The following is a 17,914-nucleotide window of genomic DNA, read 5'->3' as shown; positions in this document are numbered from 1 at the left end:
ATCCCTAGATCCCTAGATCCCTAGATCCCTAGATCCCTAGATCCCTAGATCCCTACTGCTTGCCCCCGCTCATCGAGGCGAGGAACTCGGCGTTCGCCTTCGTCTTGCCCATTCTGGAGATGAGCAGCTCCATGGCTTCGACCGGGGAGAGCGGGTTGAGCACCTTACGCAAGACCCAAATGCGCTGCAGGTCTTCTTTCGGCAGCAGCAGCTCTTCCTTCCGAGTACCGCTCTTCTGAATGTCGATGGCAGGGAAGACACGGCGATCGGCGAGCTTGCGATCGAGATGGATCTCCATGTTGCCCGTGCCCTTGAACTCCTCGAAGATCACCTCGTCCATGCGCGATCCGGTGTCGACGAGCGCGGTGGCGATAATCGTGAGCGAGCCACCCTCCTCGACGTTACGGGCAGCGCCGAAGAAGCGCTTGGGACGCTGCAGGGCGTTACTGTCGACGCCGCCCGAGAGCACCTTGCCCGATGGCGGCACGACCGTGTTGTACGCGCGCGCGAGCCGCGTAACCGAGTCGAGCAGGATGACGACATCCTTCCGGTGCTCGACGAGACGCTTGGCTTTCTCGATCACCATCTCGGCGACCTGCACATGCCGCTGTGCAGGCTCGTCGAACGTCGAGCTGATGACCTCACCCCTCACCGAGCGCTGCATGTCGGTGACCTCCTCGGGCCGCTCGTCGATGAGCAACACGATCAGGTACACCTCGGGATGATTCGTGGTGATGCTGTTGGCAATGTTCTGCAGCAGCATCGTCTTCCCGGTCCGCGGCGCCGAGACGATGAGGCCTCGCTGCCCCTTGCCGATCGGCGTCATGAGGTCCATGACGCGAGCCGAGACATTGTCGCTCGTGGCCTCCAGCTTGAGGCGCTCCTCCGGATAGAGCGGCGTCAGGTTCTCGAAGAAGATCTTGTCGTGCGTCCGCTCCGGGGGCTCGAAATTGACCGCTTCCACCTTGATGAGCGCGAAGTAGCGCTCACCCTCCTTGGGCGGCCGGATCTGTCCCGAGACCGTGTCGCCGGTCTGCAGATCGAACTTGCGAATCTGCGACGGTGAGACGTACACGTCGTCGGGGCCAGCCAGGTAGTTGTAGTCGGGCGCACGCAGGAAGCCGTACCCGTCCGGCAGCACTTCGAGCACCCCTTCGGAGAAGAGCAGACCGCTCTTCTCGGTGCGCGCGCGCAGGATCTCGAAGAGGAGCTCCTGCTTGCGCATGCCGGTGGCCCCCGGGATGTCGAGCTCCTTGGCGAGCTGTGTCAGCTCGGCCACGCTCATCTCCTTGAGTGTGGCGAGATCGATGACATCCGTCCCACTGCCGGGTGGACGAGCTGCGTCGCTCGGCGGGCGTCCTCGGCCGTTCACGGGGCTCCTTGCGGGGGCGGGGTTGGCCGGCTCGTGAGCCGGACGATGAGATTCCGTATTCTTTCCAGTCCTTCGCCGGTCGCCGCCGACGCGGCCAGGACCGGAGCGTTCAACGAGGTCTGCCATGATTCAATAACGCGGATCCGCTCCACGCGGGAAAGTTTGTCAATTTTCGAGGCGACGACTGCCGTCTCACACGACAGCGCCACCAACCATTTCCAGGCCGCGACGTCGTTCGCGAGCCCAGGGTGTCGAGCGTCGACAACGAGTAGCGCTGCCGACGGGCCGTGCCCTCCACTCTCTGTCGCCGGTTGTGCGAAGTAGGCACGGACCAGTTTGTCGAACAACCGTCGCGCGGCCGATCCGCCGCGCGTGTAGCCGTAACCGGGGAGGTCGACGACGTACAACGAGCGGGACGTCGGTGTCGCAACCTCCACGTGATAGACATTGATCAGCCGGGTCTTGCCGGGTGCCGCACTCACGCGCGCCACCCGTGTGCCGGCCAAGGCGTTGATCAGGCTCGATTTGCCGACATTGGAACGACCTACCACCGCGACCTGCGGAAGCATGTCACGTGGCAAATCCCCGACGCCCGCGGCGCTCCGGACGAACCGAACCGAGGCGAATTTCAAGGTGCCAGGTCGTCAGTGTGTAATGGCGTCGTCAGACACGGCGGGCTCGACCCCTTCAGCGGCTTCCGCAAGCGTACCGGGCAAGGGCTCAGCGAGCGCGACCTTCAATACCTCGTCCATGTCCTCGACCATGTAGATATTGAGCTGATCGAGAACGTTCTTCGGAATATCTGCCAGGTCCTTCTCGTTGTCCTTGGGCAGGACAATGGTGGACACCCCAGCGCGGTGGGCGGCAAGGACCTTCTCCTTGACGCCGCCGATCGGGAGCACTTTGCCCCGCAGGGTGATTTCCCCGGTCATCGCGACATCCCTGCGCGCCGGGACGCGTGCCAGCGCCGAGACGAGCGCGGCGGCCAGCGTGATACCGGCCGACGGTCCATCTTTCGGGATCGCCCCCTCCGGGATGTGCACGTGGACATCGTTTCTGCGATAGAAGTCGTTGGGAATGCCGAACTCGTCTGCTTTTGCGCGGACGTAGCTCATGGCGGCTTGCGCCGATTCCCGCATGACGTCGCCCAGCTTCCCAGTCAGTGTGAGCCGGCCACGCCCTGACATCAGCGTGGCTTCCGTCAGCAGGATCTCGCCGCCGGCCTCGGTCCACGCGAGGCCGGTCGCCACACCAATCTCGTTGCGCTCGCCGGCGAGCATCGGGCGATACCGCGGCACGCCCAGGTACTCCGTGACCCGTTCAGGCGTGATCTCTTCGCTCAATCCCTTGCCGTCGGTGACAACCTTTCGTGCCACTTTCCGGCAGATCGCGCTGATCTCGCGCTCGAGGCTTCGGACGCCGGCCTCACGCGTGTAGCGCTGGATGATCGTCTGAATCGCCTCTTCGTCGAAGGTGAGGTTCTCCTGGACAAGGCCGGTCGCCGGGATGGCCTTCGGGACGAGAAATCGCCGGGCGATCTCGACCTTCTCGATCTCCGTGTAGCCGGCGAGCTGCAGCACCTCCATCCGGTCACGGAGCGCCTGCGGGACGGTGTACAACACGTTCGCCGTGCAAATGAACATCACGTGCGAGAGATCGAACTCGACGTCCAAGTAGTGATCCAAGAAGCTGTGGTTTTGCTCCGGATCGAGGACCTCGAGCAACGCCGCCGACGGGTCACCCCGGAAGTCGATCGACATCTTGTCGACTTCGTCCAACAGGAACACCGGATTCTGTGTGCCGGCCTTCTTCATCATCTGCAGGATCTGGCCGGGGAAGGCGCCGATGTAGGTGCGACGATGACCGCGGATCTCCGCCTCGTCACGCACGCCGCCGAGCGAGAGCCGCACGAACTTGCGGTTCGTGGCCCGCGCAATCGACTTGGCGAGTGATGTCTTGCCGACACCGGGCGGACCGACCAACGTCAGGATCGTGCTCTTCGGCTTCTTGACGAGGGTCCGCACGGCGAGGAACTCGAGGATGCGATCCTTGATCTTCTCGAGGCCGTAGTGGTCCTCGTTGAGGATCTGGTCGGCACGCTTGAGATCGCGGCTCTCGCGTGTCTTCTTGTGCCAGGGGACGGCAATCAGCCAGTCGAGGTAATTGCGTGACACCGTGGCTTCGGCCGACATTGGCGGCATGGCCTCGAGCCGTCGGAGCTCCTGCAGGGACTTCTCCTCGACCTCCTTCGGCATCCGCGACTGCTCGATCTTCTTCTTGAGCTCCTCGATCTCGTTGCCCTTTTCGTCCCGGCGACCGAGCTCCTTCTGGATCGCCTTCATCTTCTCGTTGAGGTAGTACTCCTTTTGCGCCTTCTCCATCTGCTTCTTCACGCGCGACTGGATCCGGCGGTCCACCTGGAGCTTGTCCACCTCGGCTTCGAGCACGCCGGCAATGCGGTTGAGCCGCTCGCCGGCGCTGATGATCTCGAGCAGGTTCTGCTTTTCTTCGATGCTGATGAGCAGATGCGCGGCGATCGTGTCCGCGAGACGAGACGGATCGTCGACGCGCACGGCAGCGATCATCGCGTCGTACTGGAGGTTGTTCGAGATCTTCACGTACTGCTCGAACAGCGCCACCACACGGCTCATGAGCGTTTCGACGTCACCCTGCACCGTCTCCTTCTGGCGCGGCACCATCTTGACGACGACGCGGTAGAACCCCTTGTCTTCTTTCCACTCGATCGTCCGACCGCGGTCGATGCCCTCGACCAGCACTTTGATGTTGCCATCCGGCAGCTTGAGACTCTGCACGATGTTGGCGACGCAGCCCATCGTGTAGATGTCGTTTGGCGCGGGCTCGTCGATCTGCGCGTCATGCTGCGCGGCGAGGAAGATTCGCTTGTCCTTCCCGAGCGCGTGGTCCAACGCCCGAATCGACGAGGGCCGCCCGATGACGAACGGCATCATCATGTGTGGAAAAACGACGACATCGCGCAACGGCACGATTGGGAGGGTTTCAAAGACTTCCATCAGCGTCCTTTGTCTATCCCGCCTTCTCGAGCAACATCGGCTTATCTTTGGCCTCGACGACCTCTCGGCTGATCACGCACTCGCGGACCTTCTTCTGCCCGGGCAGGTCGTACATCAGCTCGAGCATCAGGTCCTCGATGATCATCCGCAAGCCGCGTGCGCCGATGCGGCGCTTCAGCGCTTGCTCCGCGATCGCCTCCAGCGCATCCTCGGTGAAGCGCAGCTTCACGCCCTCGTACTCGAACAGCTTTTGGTACTGTCGGACAATCGCGTTGCGCGGCTGCATGAGGATTTGCATCAGCGCCGACTTGTCCAGCTCGTGTAGGGTGCCCACCACGGGCAGCCGACCCACGAACTCTGGGATGAGACCGTACTTGATGAGATCCTCGGGCTCCACCATCTGCAGCGTCGAGCCGAGGTCACGCCCTCGCCACGAGCGCACGTCCGCCTTGAAGCCCATCGTCTTCTTGCCGATGCGGCGCTCGATGACTTTGTCGAGGCCCACGAAGGCGCCGCCGCAGAGGAACAGGATGTTCGTCGTATCGATCTGGTAGAACTCCTGGTGGGGATGCTTGCGGCCGCCCTGCGGCGGCACGTTGGCGACCGTGCCCTCGAGGATCTTGAGCAACGCCTGCTGAACGCCCTCGCCAGAGACATCACGCGTGATCGAGGGATTTTCGTCCTTGCGGCAGATCTTATCGACTTCGTCGATGTAGATGATGCCCTGCTGCGCTTTTTCGATGTCGCCGCCGGCCGCCTGCAAGAGCTTCAGGATGATGTTCTCGACGTCTTCACCCACGTATCCCGCTTCGGTGAGCGTCGTGGCATCGACGATCGTGAAGGGGACCGAGAGCAGCTTGGCCAGCGTCTGCGCGAGGAGGGTCTTGCCGGTGCCCGTCGGGCCGATCAGCAAGATGTTCGACTTCGACAACTCGACATCGTGCCGTCCACGCAACTGCTTCTGGATCTCGATGCGCTTGTAGTGGTTGTAGACGGCGACGGCGAGCTTCTTCTTGGTTTGTCCTTGGCCGATGACGTACTCTTCGAGGAACTTGTTGATTTCCTGCGGCGTTGGCAGCGACGTGCGCGCGCCGCGCGCCTCGAACTTGTTGTCGTCGGCGATGATGTCGTTGCAGACCTCGACGCACTCGTCACAAATGAACACGGTCGGGCCCGCGATGAGCTTCCGGACGTCGTTCTGATCTTTGTTGCAGAACGAACACCGCAGCACTTCGTTCTCGCCGGTCTTCTTTACCATTGTGCGGTACCCTGACGGTCACTCCGTATGACGCCGGCCGCCGCTGCAAGGTGCCCACCCCGTGCTGACGGGGAAATGGCACCGTCCTCGTTTTCGGACGACCGTGTCGGCCGTGACCAGAAGCATCGAGGCCGAAACGAGGACGGTCCCCGTTTCCCCGTCGACCTCACGCACGCTTCAGGATCACGTCATCAATAATACCGTATTCCTTGGCCTGGTCCGCGCTCATGATGAAATCGCGCTCGGTGTCGTCTTGGATGCGCTTGAGCGGCTGCTCCGTGTGGGTGGACAGAATCTGGTTCAATCGGTCGCGCGTCCGCAGGAGCTCTCGCGCGTGAATGTCGATGTCGGTGGCTTGGCCCCCCAGCCCCGTGAGCCAGGGCTGGTGGATGAGAATCCGAGCGTTCGGCAACGAATAGCGCTTGTTCTTCGCGCCTGCCGCCAACAGCACCGCGGCGACAGAGGCGGCCTGCCCGATACAGTACGTGTGCACATCCGGCTTGATGAACTGTATCGTGTCATAGATCGCCATCCCTGACGTCACCGAGCCACCAGGGCTGTTGATGTACAACAAGATGTCTCGATCCGGATCTTCCGCCTCGAGGAAGAGCATCTGCGCCACGACCAGGTTCGCGATCTGGTCATCGATCGGTGTCCCGATGAAGATAATGCTGTCCTTCAGCAGGCGCGAGTAAATGTCGTAGGCTCGTTCTCCCCGGCTGGTTTGCTCCACCACCATAGGGATGAGCTGCATCCGCGTCTCCGGCATATCTGCTTGGCCGCTGCAAGGGGCGGCGGCGTCTGCCGCAAGGCCCGCCGCCCGCTCCGGCGGACGAACCACGGCGACGACACGCGCCTTAGGTCCATTGGAATTGGGAAAAATCGGCAGGAAAGCGAGTGATCACGCGTCAACGATTGTAGCACGCGCCATCGCCAAGTCAATCGCCTTGTCCCGCCGAATGCCTACGGCCAACCGCTCCACGTCTCCCTCGTGTTCGAGGTGACGCCGCACCCGGTCCACCTCCAGACCGGCCTGTCTCGCGACGCGATCGATCTCGGCATCGATCTCGCTTGCCTCCGCCGTGAGCGCCTCGCGCCGCGCGATGGCATCCACCACGAGCACCGCTTTCACACTCTCGGCAGCCCCCTCACGCTGCTCGTCTCGAAAGGCGTCCCAATCGATGCCCGCCTGTGTCGGGTCGATCCGCTGCTCCTTCAGGCGCCTGACGAACTCCTCGGCGCGGCGACCGAGCTCTCGCTCGACCAAGACCTCCGGGACGTCGAAGCTGACGCGCGCCGCCAGCTGCCGCAGCAGCTCCTGGCGCATCGCGCGGCTCCGCTCCAACTCGGCGTGTCGCGTCAGGTCCTCCCGGACGCGCGCGCGCAGGGCGTCCAAGGAGTCGAACTCCCCGAGATCCTTCGCGAACTCATTATCTAGCGTCGGTAAGATCCGGCGCCTCAGTGCCTTCACGGTAATGGAATACTCCATCTCCGCACCACGAAGCTCCTCGACCTCGTCGTCTGGCGGGAACTGGAGGGTGAAGGTCTTCGCGTCGCCCGCCTTCACGCCCAGCAGCGCCTCGTCGAAGCCGCGGGGATTGGCCGCGGACCCAATCTCGGCGGAGGCGTCCTCGAGCTGCGCCGGCGCCTCCGACTCTTCCGGCGTCAGGCGGCGGCGGGAGACGTCCATGATCACCGTGTCGCCATGCTGTGCGTCGCGATCCTCGATCGGCTCGAAGCGCGCGGCACGCTCGCGGAGGCGCGAGAGCGCCTTGTCGACCTCGTCCTCATCTGTGGTGATCGGCGGTCGGCGCAGCGTGATCGCCGCGTAATCGCCGGGGTCAATCGGTGGCACGGTCTCAATCGCCGCGCTGAAGGTGAGCGGCTGACCTTCCTCGATGGACAGTTGACTCACGCGCGGTGTGTCGACCGGTTCGACCTCGCGCTCGCGGAGCGCCTCGTCTACCGCCCGTGACACCAGTCTCTCGGCGACGTCGCTCAGAATCTGCTGCTTGTAGCGCCGGCGGATCACCGAGAGCGGCGCCCTCCCGGGCCGGAAGCCAGGCAGTCGCGCCGAGCGCGCATACTCACCGGCGACCCGTGTGATCTCCGTCTCGACCACCGTCGACGGCACTTCCACGTCCAACGTCTTCTCCGTCTCGGAGATGTCGATGAGGTCGACTTTCATAGATTCGATGATAGCTGGAAGTGTCCGCCTCCGCCGCTTCGGCGAGACAGCCTTCGCGATAAATAGCTGGCTTGCCTAGCCGTAGCTCGCCGAAGGCGAGCGAAGGCTGGTGCGAAAGGGGGGACTCGAACCCCCACAGCCTTGCGGCTACCGGATCCTAAATCCGGCGCGTCTGCCAATTCCGCCACTTTCGCCCGTTGGAGTTGAGATCCTCAACATAGGTAGGGCCGCCTCGCCGAGGCGGCCGTGACGGCGCGGGAGGCTGACGCGCCCTACCGTCGCTAGCCCAAGCGCGAAGGCTAGTCGATGAGCTCGACGTGGAGACTTCACTCGCGCTGAGCGCGGCAGCCCAAGGTAACCTGAGCGTACCACGGCGCACTGGAAAAAGGAATCGCGTGCCGGTTCCTTCTTCCTGTTGCCCGAACGTCACCCACGAGCCGTCTGGCTCAGGTTGTGCTTGTCCGCCTCCGCCGCTTCGCGGCTACGGCGAGACAGCCTTCGCCATAAGGGTGGCGTGCGTCATATCTACACGCTTTCGCCCTCGCTGTATGAGGATTTGACGCACATTCCTCATATACAGGGTGAAGCAACTGTTTCCATCTATCTGTGGGCTGGCGAAATAGCCCCCATGCCCCCACCCCGATGATTGGTCCGGCTTTTGCGTCTTACTTCGGCCGACGCTGACTCGGCCACGCGCGACGCGGGCCGGAAGAACGCCCTTCGGGGCATCACTAACCTGAGCCTCGTCAACGTAAGGTTTTCAAGGCTTGGGCCTTTAAAGGAGCACGACGCTATGAAGCGTATCTTCGTTGGCACGTGTATCCTGGCTGCGTGCGCGTTCGCGGTGGCGGCTGGGACGACCCAGTCGGCTGGCGCCGCCACGCAGAGCCAGGGGGTTCTCCAGGAACCTACGGAGCCGCCGCAACAGCCAGAACCGCCACCAACAGAGCCGGCACCGCCGACCGATCCGGCCCCGGCAGAGCCCACGGAGCCCTCACCCACGGAGCCGTCGCCGGCCGAGCCGGGAGCACCGATGGGCGAGGAGGTCAGCCTCCAGGGTTGTCTGCAGGAGGGCGATGAAGCGGGCACCTTCAAGCTCACCGACGCGAAGCCGGCCGAGGACGCTGGTGCGCCCGCCGACGCGGGTGCCGGTGCGCCGGAGATTCCTGCCGGTGACATCACGGTGAAGGCCGCGGCGGGTGTCGACCTGTCAGAGCATGTCGGTCACACGATCACTGTGAGCGGCGGCTGGGCAGAGGGACTCGAGCCAGGCGCGCCATCGGGCGTTGCCGAGGCCGGTGCCACCGGTGGTGGCAAGGCTCTCGAGGCTCAGTCTGTCGAGATGGTTTCTGCATCCTGTGAGGGCGGTTTCTAAAGACCGTCCAGACACTATCGAAACGCAGGCGCCACGAGGCAGTCACGCCTCGTGGCGCTTTTTTTTGAAGCATGTTCACTGTGCGAGAGCCTTGACCTGAAGATACTCTTCCAGCCCAAAGCGCCCCATCTCGCGGCCAATGCCAGATTGCTTGTACCCGCCGAACGGTGCGAGCGGGTTGTACCGGCCGCCGTTGATATCCACCTGCCCAGCGCGAATCCGCCTCGCGACGCGCAGCGCACGCGCGGGATCCGCTGACCACACCGCCCCAGCCAGGCCGTACCTCGTCTCGTTGGCAATCGCTACCGCTTCCTCTTCGTTGTCGTAGGGCATCACGGCAAGTACCGGCCCGAAAATCTCCTCCTGTGCAATCGTCATCGCCGATCGAACGTCGCTGAAGACGGTGGGCTCGACGTAGTGACCCTTCGTGAACGCTGGCGGTCGTCGACCACCAGCGACGAGTCGTGCCCCGTCCTGACGAGCCGCAGTCAGATAGTGCTCCACACGGTCTCGCTGTGCCGCGGAGATGAGCGGACCTAGACGCGTGGCGGGATCGAGCGGGTCGCCGAGCGGCAGCGTGCCGAGGGTCGCGGACGCAACCTCTTCCACCTCATGGAGGCGCGCCCGCGGTACGACGAGCCGCGTCCAGGCGTTACACGTCTGCCCAGAGTTCAGCATCGCGTGCTTCACGCACATCGCCACCGCCTCCTCGAGCGGGCCATCCTCGAGCAGCACGCACGCAGATTTTCCCCCGAGCTCGAGCGTCACCTTGCAAATTCGCTCTCCAGCGAGCACCGCGACGCGCCGGCCTGCGGCCACCGAGCCCGTGAAGCTGACCATCGCGACCGCCGGATGCGTGACGATGGCTTCGCCCACCGAGGGCCCGGCGCCGTGGACGATATTGATCACGCCTGGCGGAAGCTCGATGTCATGGCACGCTTCCGCGAGCAGGCAGGCGTTGAGCGGCGCCACCTCGCTTGGCTTGAGCACAATCGTGCAGCCAGCGGCGAGCGCCGGTCCAATCTTCGCGGCGATCTGGTGGAGCGGGTAGTTCCACGGTGTGATCGCCCCTACCACGCCGACTGGCTCCCGGACGATCAATGAGTTACCGATCTGCTCCTCGAAGGGGAACGTGTCGAGCAGATCAACGTACGAGCGGAGGATCGTGACGGGTGACGCAGCTTGAATGCTCGTGGCGACCCGGATCGGCGTGCCGACCTCCTGGGCGATGACCTTGGCAATGGCGTTTCGCCCTGCTTCCAGGCGCCCGGCAAGTCGTCCGAGCCACTGGGCACGTTCGGCCGCGGTCGTCTGACCCCAGGGCCCCTCGAAGGCGGCGCGCGCCGCGGCAGCGGCGCGATCGACATCTTCGGGGATGCCGGCGGGAACGGCGCCAATGGTCTCTTCGGTCGACGGCGACTGCACGAGGATGCGATCAGTGCCTGCTGGCGTCTGCCAGCGGCCGCCGATGTAGAACTGGGTGTACTCCACGGCTCGAATCCCTACGTTCTGACGCCGCAGACAATAAGTATAGGAGCGACAGGATTGTCCTAATATCTCCTAATCTCGACATTGCGGTCCAGTTATGAAAGAATCGCGCGTTTGTATGCCGGCGCCTGTGGGTCATCCATACTCTTCCGGTCCCGCGATGATCGCCGTGCCGCCGCTGACCGGAACCCTTGAGAACCCGAAAGTTGACGCACTTGAGTCACGTTTCGGGGCTGGCAAGTGAGCGTCGCCCCTCGACCCCGCTCGGGGCGCCTCGGAGCGAAGTCGAAGGGCGCGGGGCGCGGCCGCAGGTCGCGGCCCGCTAGAACCCACGATTCCACTGACAGGAAGGACAGGTATGAGCTCGTGTAGGTTCGGAGCTTGGAGCGCGATCGTGTGGCTAGTGACACTGACGGGCTTTTCGAGCCCGGTTTGGGCGCAGACCGCGGCCGAGGCGGCGCACCGTCCCGGCGGAGAAGCCAGCCTCGTCCTGCCCGATGTCTCGCAGGTCGGTTTCATCGGGACCGACGGCCATGCCTTGCTCATGATCGGGCTCGGCGTGTGCCTGCTCGGGATGCTGTTCGGCCTCGTCACCTATGTACAGCTCAAGAACCTGCCGGTGCACGAGTCGATGCGCGAGATGTCCGAGCTGATCTACGAGACGTGCAAGACCTATCTCGTCCAGCAGGGCAAGTTCCTGTTGATCCTCGAAGCCTTCATCGGCGTCATCATCGTGCTCTACTTCGGCGTGCTGCTGCAGTTCGAGCTGATACGGGTCGCCATCATCTTGCTCTTCAGCCTCGTCGGCATCGCGGGCAGCTACGGCGTCGCCTGGTTCGGCATTCGCGTGAACACGTTTGCCAACTCGCGCACGGCATTCGCCAGCCTGGCTGCCAAGCCGTATCCGCTGCACGCCATCCCACTCAAGTCCGGCATGAGCATCGGGATGTTGCTCATCAGCGTCGAGCTGATCATCATGCTCTTCATTCTGCTGTTCGTCCCAGGCGACTACGCGGGGCCATGCTTCATCGGGTTCGCCATCGGCGAGTCGCTCGGTGCGGCGGCGCTGCGCATTGCCGGCGGCATCTTCACCAAGATTGCCGACATTGGCTCGGACCTGATGAAGATCGTCTTCCACATCAAGGAGGACGATGCGCGGAATCCGGGTGTGATCGCGGACTGCACTGGGGACAACGCGGGCGACTCGGTAGGGCCAACCGCCGACGGCTTCGAGACCTATGGGGTGACCGGCGTCGCGCTCATCACCTTCATCCTGCTCGCCGTGGGCGATCCGGTCGTGCAGGTGCAGCTGCTCGTGTGGCTCTTCGTGATGCGCATCATGATGATCGTGGCGAGCGGCGGCGCGTATCTGGTGAACAGCACCCTCACGCGCAATCGCTACCGCGACGCCACGGAGATGAACTTCGAGACGCCGCTCACCTCGCTCGTCTGGGTGACCTCGATCGTCTCGATCGTGCTCACCTTTGGTGTCTCGTCCCTCATCATCCCGAGCCTTGGCGGCGACCAGACGCTCTGGTGGAAGCTCTCGGCGATCATCTCATGCGGCACGCTGGCAGGTGCGGTCATCCCTGAGCTCGTGAAGGTGTTCACCTCGACCGAGTCCCGTCACGTGAAAGAGATCGTGACGTCGTCACAGGAAGGTGGGGCGTCGCTCAACATCCTCTCCGGTCTCGTCGCCGGCAACTTCTCCGGCTACTGGCTCGGCATGAGCATCGTCGGCTTGATGAGCGTCTCGTACGTCTTCAGCGCGGGTCTCGAGGCGATCATGCTCGCGGCGCCGGTGTTTGCGTTCGGCCTCGTCGCGTTCGGCTTCCTTGGTATGGGCCCGGTCACGATTGCCGTCGACTCGTACGGCCCGGTGACCGACAACGCACAGTCGATTTATGAGCTGTCGCTCATCGAGCAGGCGCCTGATGCCAACGAGGCTGTGAAGCGCGTGTACGGCGTCGACGTGAACTTCGAGCGCGCCAAGCATCTCCTCGAATTGAACGATGGTGCGGGCAATACCTTCAAAGCCACGGCGAAGCCGGTGCTCATCGGCACGGCCGTGGTCGGCGCGACGACGATGATCTTCTCGATCATCATGGCGCTCACGGCGGGTCTGACCGAGGATGTGGAGAAGCTGTCGCTGCTGCACGCACCGTTCATGCTGGGGCTGGTCACGGGCGGCGCGATGATCTACTGGTTCACGGGCGCGTCGACGCAAGCGGTGACCACCGGCGCGTATCGCGCGGTGGAGTTCATCAAGCGCAATATTCGCCTCGAGGGAACAACCCGTGCGTCGGTGGCCGACAGCAAGAAGGTGGTGGAGATCTGCACGAAGTACGCGCAGGCGGGAATGTTCAACATCTTCTTGGCCATCTTCTTCGGGACACTGGCGTTCGCGTTCGTCGAGCCGTTCTTCTTCATCGGCTACTTGGTCTCCATTGCCATCCTCGGCCTGTACCAGGCGATCTTCATGGCGAACGCCGGCGGAGCGTGGGACAACGCCAAGAAGGTGGTCGAGGTCGAGCTGCAGCAGAAGGGCACCGCTCTGCATGAGGCAACCGTGGTTGGGGACACCGTCGGCGATCCGTTCAAAGACACCTCGTCGGTGGCGATGAACCCGGTCATCAAGTTCACCACGCTGTTCGGTCTGCTCGCGGTGGAGCTTGCCGTGACGCTCACGGCTGATGCAGGGGTGGAGATCAGCCGGCTGTTGGCAGCGGTCTTCTTCCTCGTTTCTGTGTTCTTTGTCTGGCGCTCGTTCTACGGGATGCGGATCGGCGCGCAGATGGAGGCGTCGACCACACCTGCCGAAGCGCCGTCACATACTCAGTAAGATGTGGAATCGACGACGGTTTCTGGAGATCTTCTCGGCAGTCCCGCTGGTTGGGGTCCCCATCCGGGCGCGCTGGTCACAGACCGGATCCGCGCGTGATCGAGGCGCGGGGCGCGATTATTTCAATGAGCTGGGCGTGCGCCCATTCATCAACGCGGCTGGGACCTTCACGGCCATGACGGCGTCGCTCATGCCGCCCGAGGTGATGGATGCGATCAACTACGCATCCGAGCACTTCGTGATGTTGGATGAGCTCCACGACCGCGTGGGTGAGCGGCTTGCCGCGCTCCTCGGCTGCGAAGCTGCCATGGTGACGGCGGGCGCAGCCTCGGCGCTGACCTTGGGGACCGCCGCGGTCCTGACCGGTGACGATGAGCAGAAGATCGTCGATCTCCCGAACCTGGTCGGCATGAAGACGGAGGTCGTGATTCAGAAGAGCCACCGTTTCGGCTATGAGCATGCCGTGAGGAACTGCGGCGTGCGGTTTGTGGAGGTCGAGACGCGGGAGGAGCTCGAGCGGGCGATCACAGACGAGACCGCCATGATGCTCTTCTTCAATGACCGGAACAACGCAGGGCAGATTCGAGACGAAGAGTTCGTCCAACTGGGGAAGCAGCACGGCATTCCGACCTTCAACGACGCCGCTGCTGACGTACCACCCGTCGATGCGCTGCGGAAGTACACCACGATGGGCTTCGACCTCGTGACGTTCTCGGGAGGGAAGGGCCTCCGGGGACCCCAGAGCGCTGGCCTGTTGCTCGGTCGTCGGGATCTCATCGCAGCGGCACGACTGAACGCGCCACCGCATGGCAACGCCATCGGCCGCGGGATGAAGATCAACAAGGAAGAAATGCTCGGCATGCTGGTGGCGGTGGAGCGCTACCTGGGCAAGGATCATGACAAGGAGCGAGCTGAGCTCGAACGACGAGCCGAGACGATCCGGAGAAGTGCGGCTGCCGTGCCCGGCGTGGACGCGGAGATCTATGTGCCCGAGATCGCGAACCACGTGCCCCACGTTCGAATCTCCTGGGACTTTCGAGAAAAGGCAATGACGCCGCAAGAAGCCGAAGCCGCCTTGCGGGACGGAGAGCCGTCGATTCGCGTGCGGTCGGAGGAAGAGGCGCTCGTGGTCGGTGTCTGGATGATGCGGCCCGGCGAGGAGAACGTCGTGGCTTTGCGCCTGCGTCAGGTGCTGGCGTGAGATCCGCTATCGGAGCGCGCTCATTCACCAGATGTACGTAGCGCGCGGCTCGTCCGCCGAAGCGCAAAACGCGAAGGCGGAAAGGCCCCTCGCTACAGATCCCGTCGTGGCCTTCTCAGTCGTCTTCGCAAACGGCGCAGCGTTGGCACAGACAGAGGTTCTTGACATGGGCCGTCGCGATCGCCGCTGCCCCCACGACGACCAACGAGAGCTCCAGCGACGCCGATACGTGTTCGAGCACTCGTGCGACGCTCATGACGAGCAGGCCCGCCAGGAAGATCAGCAGCGGCAACAGGCGTCGATGTCGGTGCTGGAACGCCGGCCAGAGGCTCCAAACGCCGATAACCCCGGCCAGCATCAGCAACGCCAGCTCGACACCGTCGGTGAGCAGCATGTCGAGGCCAATCGCCGATAGCAGACCCGCGCCGAGGGGCAACAGCCCGCAATGCACCGCACATAGCAGTGCGGTCGCAATCCCAGCCCGATCGCGCACGGACACGCTGCTCGATGGGTGATAGAAGAAGGCAGATCTCTGCATACACCGCGTCGCTCCTTCACAGGCTGCGAAATGCGTGCGCGGACGTCTCGCGAAAGTCAATGAGTGGACGTTACCCGCCGTTGAGCAGCGCCCGCCGCACGCCAGCGACACGAGACTGCTCGGTGAAGCGCATCGCCGGGCCGCGTGCAGTCTTGACTCGGACCTCAGACCGTTGTCGACTGCGCGTAAGATATGTAGCGGATTCGCGGTAGGGCCGCCTCGCCGAGGCGGCCGTTTCCGCAGCGTTCCGGCAGAGCACACAGAGGAGCATCGTGACTCGAGCGAGCAAGAGGGGCGGCGTCGGACAGGACGTTGAGCCAGGTATTGAGGTTGCCGGAGCCCTGCCGGTAGCACCCGTAGCCCCTGTCGATGAGATTCGTGCGCTGTTTCCTGCGCTCGGGCGCCAGCACAACGGCCTTCCGGTTGCCTATCTGGATGGTCCGGGCGGCACGCAGGTGCCGCAGCGCGTCGTCGATACGATGGTGGCGTACCTCGTCGATCACAACGCGAACTCGCATTGGTGCTACCCGACGAGTGAAGAGACGGACGCCATGCTCGCCGATGCGCGGGCGACGCTCGCGACGTTTCTCAACGCGTCGCCGAAGGAGATTGCGTTCGGCGCCAACATGACGACGCTGACGTTGCACTTGGGGCGCGCGCTGGCGCGCAAGTGGACGCCGGGGGATGAGATCATCGTCACCGAGCTCGATCACCACGCGAATATCGATCCCTGGCGGGCGGTCGCGCGCGAGCGCGACCTGATAGTCAGGATGGTTCGTCTCGATGCGCAGCGTGGCGAGCTCGATTGGGACGACCTCACCCGCGCGATCACTGCCCGCACGCGGCTCGTGGCCATTGGGGCGGCGGCGAACGCCGTAGGTACCGTGAATGATGTGGCGCGTGTAGGCGCCGTTGCGCACGAACGTGGCGCGCTGCTGTTCGCCGACGCCGTTCACTACGCGCCGCACGCGCTCGTCGATGTTCAGGCACTCAACTGCGATTTCCTCGCGTGCTCGGCGTACAAGTTCTACGGGCCACACGTCGGCGTGCTGTGGGGGAAGCGCGTCCATCTCGAATCGCTCGACCTGCCGAAGCTGGAGCCGGCGCCGTCGCGGCCGCCGGACTCGCTCGAGACCGGCACTCAAAACCACGAAGGCATTGCCGGCGCTGCCGAAGCGGTGCGATTTCTGGCCTCGCTCGCGCCCGACGCGGCCGACCTCCGGCAAGGACTTCACGCCACGTATCGATCCCTCCATGAGCGAGGCATGGCACAGGTGACGCGTCTCTGGGAAGGGCTCGCGGCCTTTCCGGGCGTCCAGCTTTATGGCCCACCGCCCGACCGCCCGCGGACGCCGACGATCGCGTTTGCGCTCGACGGACGCCACTCGCGTGACGTGGCGCGTCTGCTCGCGGACCGCGCGCTCTTCGTCTCGCATGGCGACTTCTACGCCAAGAGGCTCGTCGATCGCCTCGGTCTTGCGGAGCGCGGCCTGGTCCGCGTTGGCTGCGTCGGCTATACGACGATGGATGAAGTGGAGCGCGTGATCGACGCTGTGCGCGACATCGTTGGCTGACAGCGTCGCTGAAGGGGGCGCCCTACGGCTGGGCGCGAGGGTGGCGGTAGGGCGCGGCTTCAGCCGCGCCCTCCAGGATCTGCAGGACGACCTCCCTCGGACGACGGGGTGCTTAACGGAGATGGGGTGGCCGGTCGCCGGGAGCCGGACGCGCACGTGGGCGCCCGGGCAGCGCGCCTACGTCCCGATGCACGCTTCCGCGGTAACGTCCCCGCCTGTGGCCACGCCCACCGGACGATCCCGCAGGACGTCGAGCGCCCAGCCCAGGCAGCGGCGATCGCGGGCGGCCAGCGCCCGGCGAATCGCCGGCGGAATCGTCCGCGTCTTCCGGCCGACATCGAGCACCGTCCCGTCCGGCGCATGCCGCATCACCACGGTCGACGCGTCGCAGGCGATTCGCCGCGACGTTCCCGCGGAAGCGTACGCGCCCTCATCGTTTTCCAGGACTGACTGCCCCGTGTCGCGCTCGGCCGCATCCCCGGTGGCCGGTCGGGTGCCTTCCGTCAACGTGTCCTCGTCGACGTGAATCACGACCTGATAGCGATCGCCCGCCGTCCCGCGATCCAGGTCGCTGGCCAGCGCGCTCTCGGCGAGGAGTCCGAGGGCGTCGGCGCGGCGTTGCGCCGCCGTAACCTCCGCCGCACCATCGTCGCGCGGCACGGCCGCCTCTTCCCGGAACAACCGATCGGCCGCGGCCTCGAGCGCCCGCTGCACCACCGCGCCGAGCTCCGGCGGGAGCCGCCCGCGGATCACCAGCATCCCGTCCTCATCCACCCAGGTGTGGAGATGCCGCTGCTGGTGTCGCCGCGCGGTGTCTCGGGCCTCAGCCTGCCGATCGACGCGGCGCCAGGCGCGGACCAGCCGCTCGATGTGTGCCGCGGTGCCGCCCCGCGCCGCATCCACGAGCCGCGCCTCGTTCGCGGGCGTCGCGACGCGCGAGATCGCGCGGACTTTCGAATAGGAGATCTCGCCGCGATTCATGGCGGCGCTCGTCAGGGGCAGCGTCGCCAGCGCGCGCGCCACGCGCACCTTCTCGCGGGCGGCCC

General features: G+C 64.4%; 13 protein-coding genes and 1 tRNA gene. 4 read left to right on the top strand and 10 right to left on the bottom strand.

What is annotated here, in order from left to right; translation table 11 throughout:
• Window positions 1–52 precede the first annotated feature (52 nt).
• From rho to GEV06_24770, 7 genes are all read right to left on the bottom strand, one after another.
• Window positions 53–1,309, bottom strand: coding sequence for a transcription termination factor Rho (gene rho / locus GEV06_24800; protein MPZ21090.1), 1,257 nt, complete (start codon window positions 1,307–1,309; stop codon window positions 53–55).
• Window positions 1,310–1,368: 59 nt separating this feature from the next.
• Window positions 1,369–1,941, bottom strand: coding sequence for a ribosome biogenesis GTP-binding protein YsxC (gene ysxC, locus GEV06_24795; protein MPZ21089.1), 573 nt, complete (start codon window positions 1,939–1,941; stop codon window positions 1,369–1,371).
• A 75-nt stretch (window positions 1,942–2,016) separates the two neighbouring features.
• Window positions 2,017–4,404, bottom strand: a complete 2,388-nt coding sequence (locus GEV06_24790; protein ID MPZ21088.1) for an endopeptidase La — start codon at window positions 4,402–4,404, stop codon at window positions 2,017–2,019.
• 13 nt (window positions 4,405–4,417) lie between these two features.
• Window positions 4,418–5,662 (bottom strand): ATP-dependent Clp protease ATP-binding subunit ClpX, encoded by a 1,245-nt coding sequence (gene clpX, locus GEV06_24785; GenBank protein MPZ21087.1) that lies wholly within the window; start codon window positions 5,660–5,662, stop codon window positions 4,418–4,420.
• Window positions 5,663–5,828: 166 nt separating this feature from the next.
• Window positions 5,829–6,416: an ATP-dependent Clp protease proteolytic subunit gene (locus GEV06_24780; GenBank protein MPZ21086.1), complete on the bottom strand. Its 588-nt coding sequence runs from the start codon at window positions 6,414–6,416 to the stop codon at window positions 5,829–5,831.
• Window positions 6,417–6,563: 147 nt separating this feature from the next.
• Window positions 6,564–7,850 carry a trigger factor gene (gene tig / locus GEV06_24775; GenBank protein ID MPZ21085.1) on the bottom strand — a complete coding sequence of 429 codons (1,287 nt, stop codon included), beginning with the start codon at window positions 7,848–7,850 and terminating at the stop codon, window positions 6,564–6,566.
• Between the two features lie 107 nt (window positions 7,851–7,957).
• A tRNA-Leu gene (locus GEV06_24770) sits at window positions 7,958–8,044 on the bottom strand.
• Window positions 8,045–8,643: 599 nt separating this feature from the next.
• On the opposite strand from GEV06_24770, the gene GEV06_24765 reads away from it, so the two are divergent.
• Window positions 8,644–9,225, top strand: coding sequence for a hypothetical protein (locus GEV06_24765; GenBank protein MPZ21084.1), 582 nt, complete (start codon window positions 8,644–8,646; stop codon window positions 9,223–9,225).
• Window positions 9,226–9,300: 75 nt separating this feature from the next.
• Here GEV06_24765 and GEV06_24760 read toward each other — a convergent pair whose 3' ends face one another.
• Window positions 9,301–10,725: an aldehyde dehydrogenase family protein gene (locus GEV06_24760; GenBank protein MPZ21083.1), complete on the bottom strand. Its 1,425-nt coding sequence runs from the start codon at window positions 10,723–10,725 to the stop codon at window positions 9,301–9,303.
• A 346-nt stretch (window positions 10,726–11,071) separates the two neighbouring features.
• On the opposite strand from GEV06_24760, the gene GEV06_24755 reads away from it, so the two are divergent.
• Together GEV06_24755 and GEV06_24750 are read left to right on the top strand one after the other, a co-directional pair.
• Window positions 11,072–13,555: a sodium-translocating pyrophosphatase gene (locus GEV06_24755; GenBank protein ID MPZ21082.1), complete on the top strand. Its 2,484-nt coding sequence runs from the start codon at window positions 11,072–11,074 to the stop codon at window positions 13,553–13,555.
• A gap of 1 nt (window position 13,556) precedes the next feature.
• The gene (locus GEV06_24750; protein MPZ21081.1) at window positions 13,557–14,756 is read left to right on the top strand and encodes a selenocysteine synthase; all 1,200 of its coding nucleotides are present in this window, start codon (window positions 13,557–13,559) and stop codon (window positions 14,754–14,756) included.
• Window positions 14,757–14,871: 115 nt separating this feature from the next.
• Here GEV06_24750 and GEV06_24745 read toward each other — a convergent pair whose 3' ends face one another.
• Window positions 14,872–15,294 carry a MerC family mercury resistance protein gene (locus GEV06_24745; protein ID MPZ21080.1) on the bottom strand — a complete coding sequence of 141 codons (423 nt, stop codon included), beginning with the start codon at window positions 15,292–15,294 and terminating at the stop codon, window positions 14,872–14,874.
• A gap of 341 nt (window positions 15,295–15,635) precedes the next feature.
• Here GEV06_24745 and GEV06_24740 point away from each other — a divergent pair, with 341 nt between their 5' ends.
• On the top strand, window positions 15,636–16,868 hold the full coding sequence (locus tag GEV06_24740; protein ID MPZ21079.1) for a cysteine desulfurase-like protein: 1,233 nt from the start codon (window positions 15,636–15,638) through the stop codon (window positions 16,866–16,868).
• A gap of 177 nt (window positions 16,869–17,045) precedes the next feature.
• On the opposite strand, the gene GEV06_24735 is transcribed toward GEV06_24740, so the two are convergent.
• On the bottom strand, window positions 17,046–17,914 hold an 869-nt coding region (locus GEV06_24735; GenBank protein ID MPZ21078.1), incomplete at its 5' end, for a DUF222 domain-containing protein.

This window comes from Luteitalea sp. (assembly GCA_009377605.1).
Taxonomy (GTDB): Bacteria; Acidobacteriota; Vicinamibacteria; order Vicinamibacterales; family Vicinamibacteraceae; genus WHTT01.
The sequence above is the reverse complement of the archived record's forward strand: the minus strand, read 5'-3'. Positions and strand labels throughout refer to the sequence as shown.

Coding starts and splice junctions, on each gene's coding strand:
- ysxC (MPZ21089.1), bottom strand. CDS start 1,941: ATGCTTCCGCAGGTCGCGGTGGTAGGTCGTTCCAATGTCGGCAAATCG.
- GEV06_24790 (MPZ21088.1), bottom strand. CDS start 4,404: ATGGAAGTCTTTGAAACCCTCCCAATCGTGCCGTTGCGCGATGTCGTC.
- clpX (MPZ21087.1), bottom strand. CDS start 5,662: ATGGTAAAGAAGACCGGCGAGAACGAAGTGCTGCGGTGTTCGTTCTGC.
- GEV06_24780 (MPZ21086.1), bottom strand. CDS start 6,416: ATGCAGCTCATCCCTATGGTGGTGGAGCAAACCAGCCGGGGAGAACGA.
- tig (MPZ21085.1), bottom strand. CDS start 7,850: ATGAAAGTCGACCTCATCGACATCTCCGAGACGGAGAAGACGTTGGAC.
- GEV06_24765 (MPZ21084.1), top strand. CDS start 8,644: ATGAAGCGTATCTTCGTTGGCACGTGTATCCTGGCTGCGTGCGCGTTC.
- GEV06_24755 (MPZ21082.1), top strand. CDS start 11,072: ATGAGCTCGTGTAGGTTCGGAGCTTGGAGCGCGATCGTGTGGCTAGTG.
- GEV06_24750 (MPZ21081.1), top strand. CDS start 13,557: ATGTGGAATCGACGACGGTTTCTGGAGATCTTCTCGGCAGTCCCGCTG.
- GEV06_24745 (MPZ21080.1), bottom strand. CDS start 15,294: ATGCAGAGATCTGCCTTCTTCTATCACCCATCGAGCAGCGTGTCCGTG.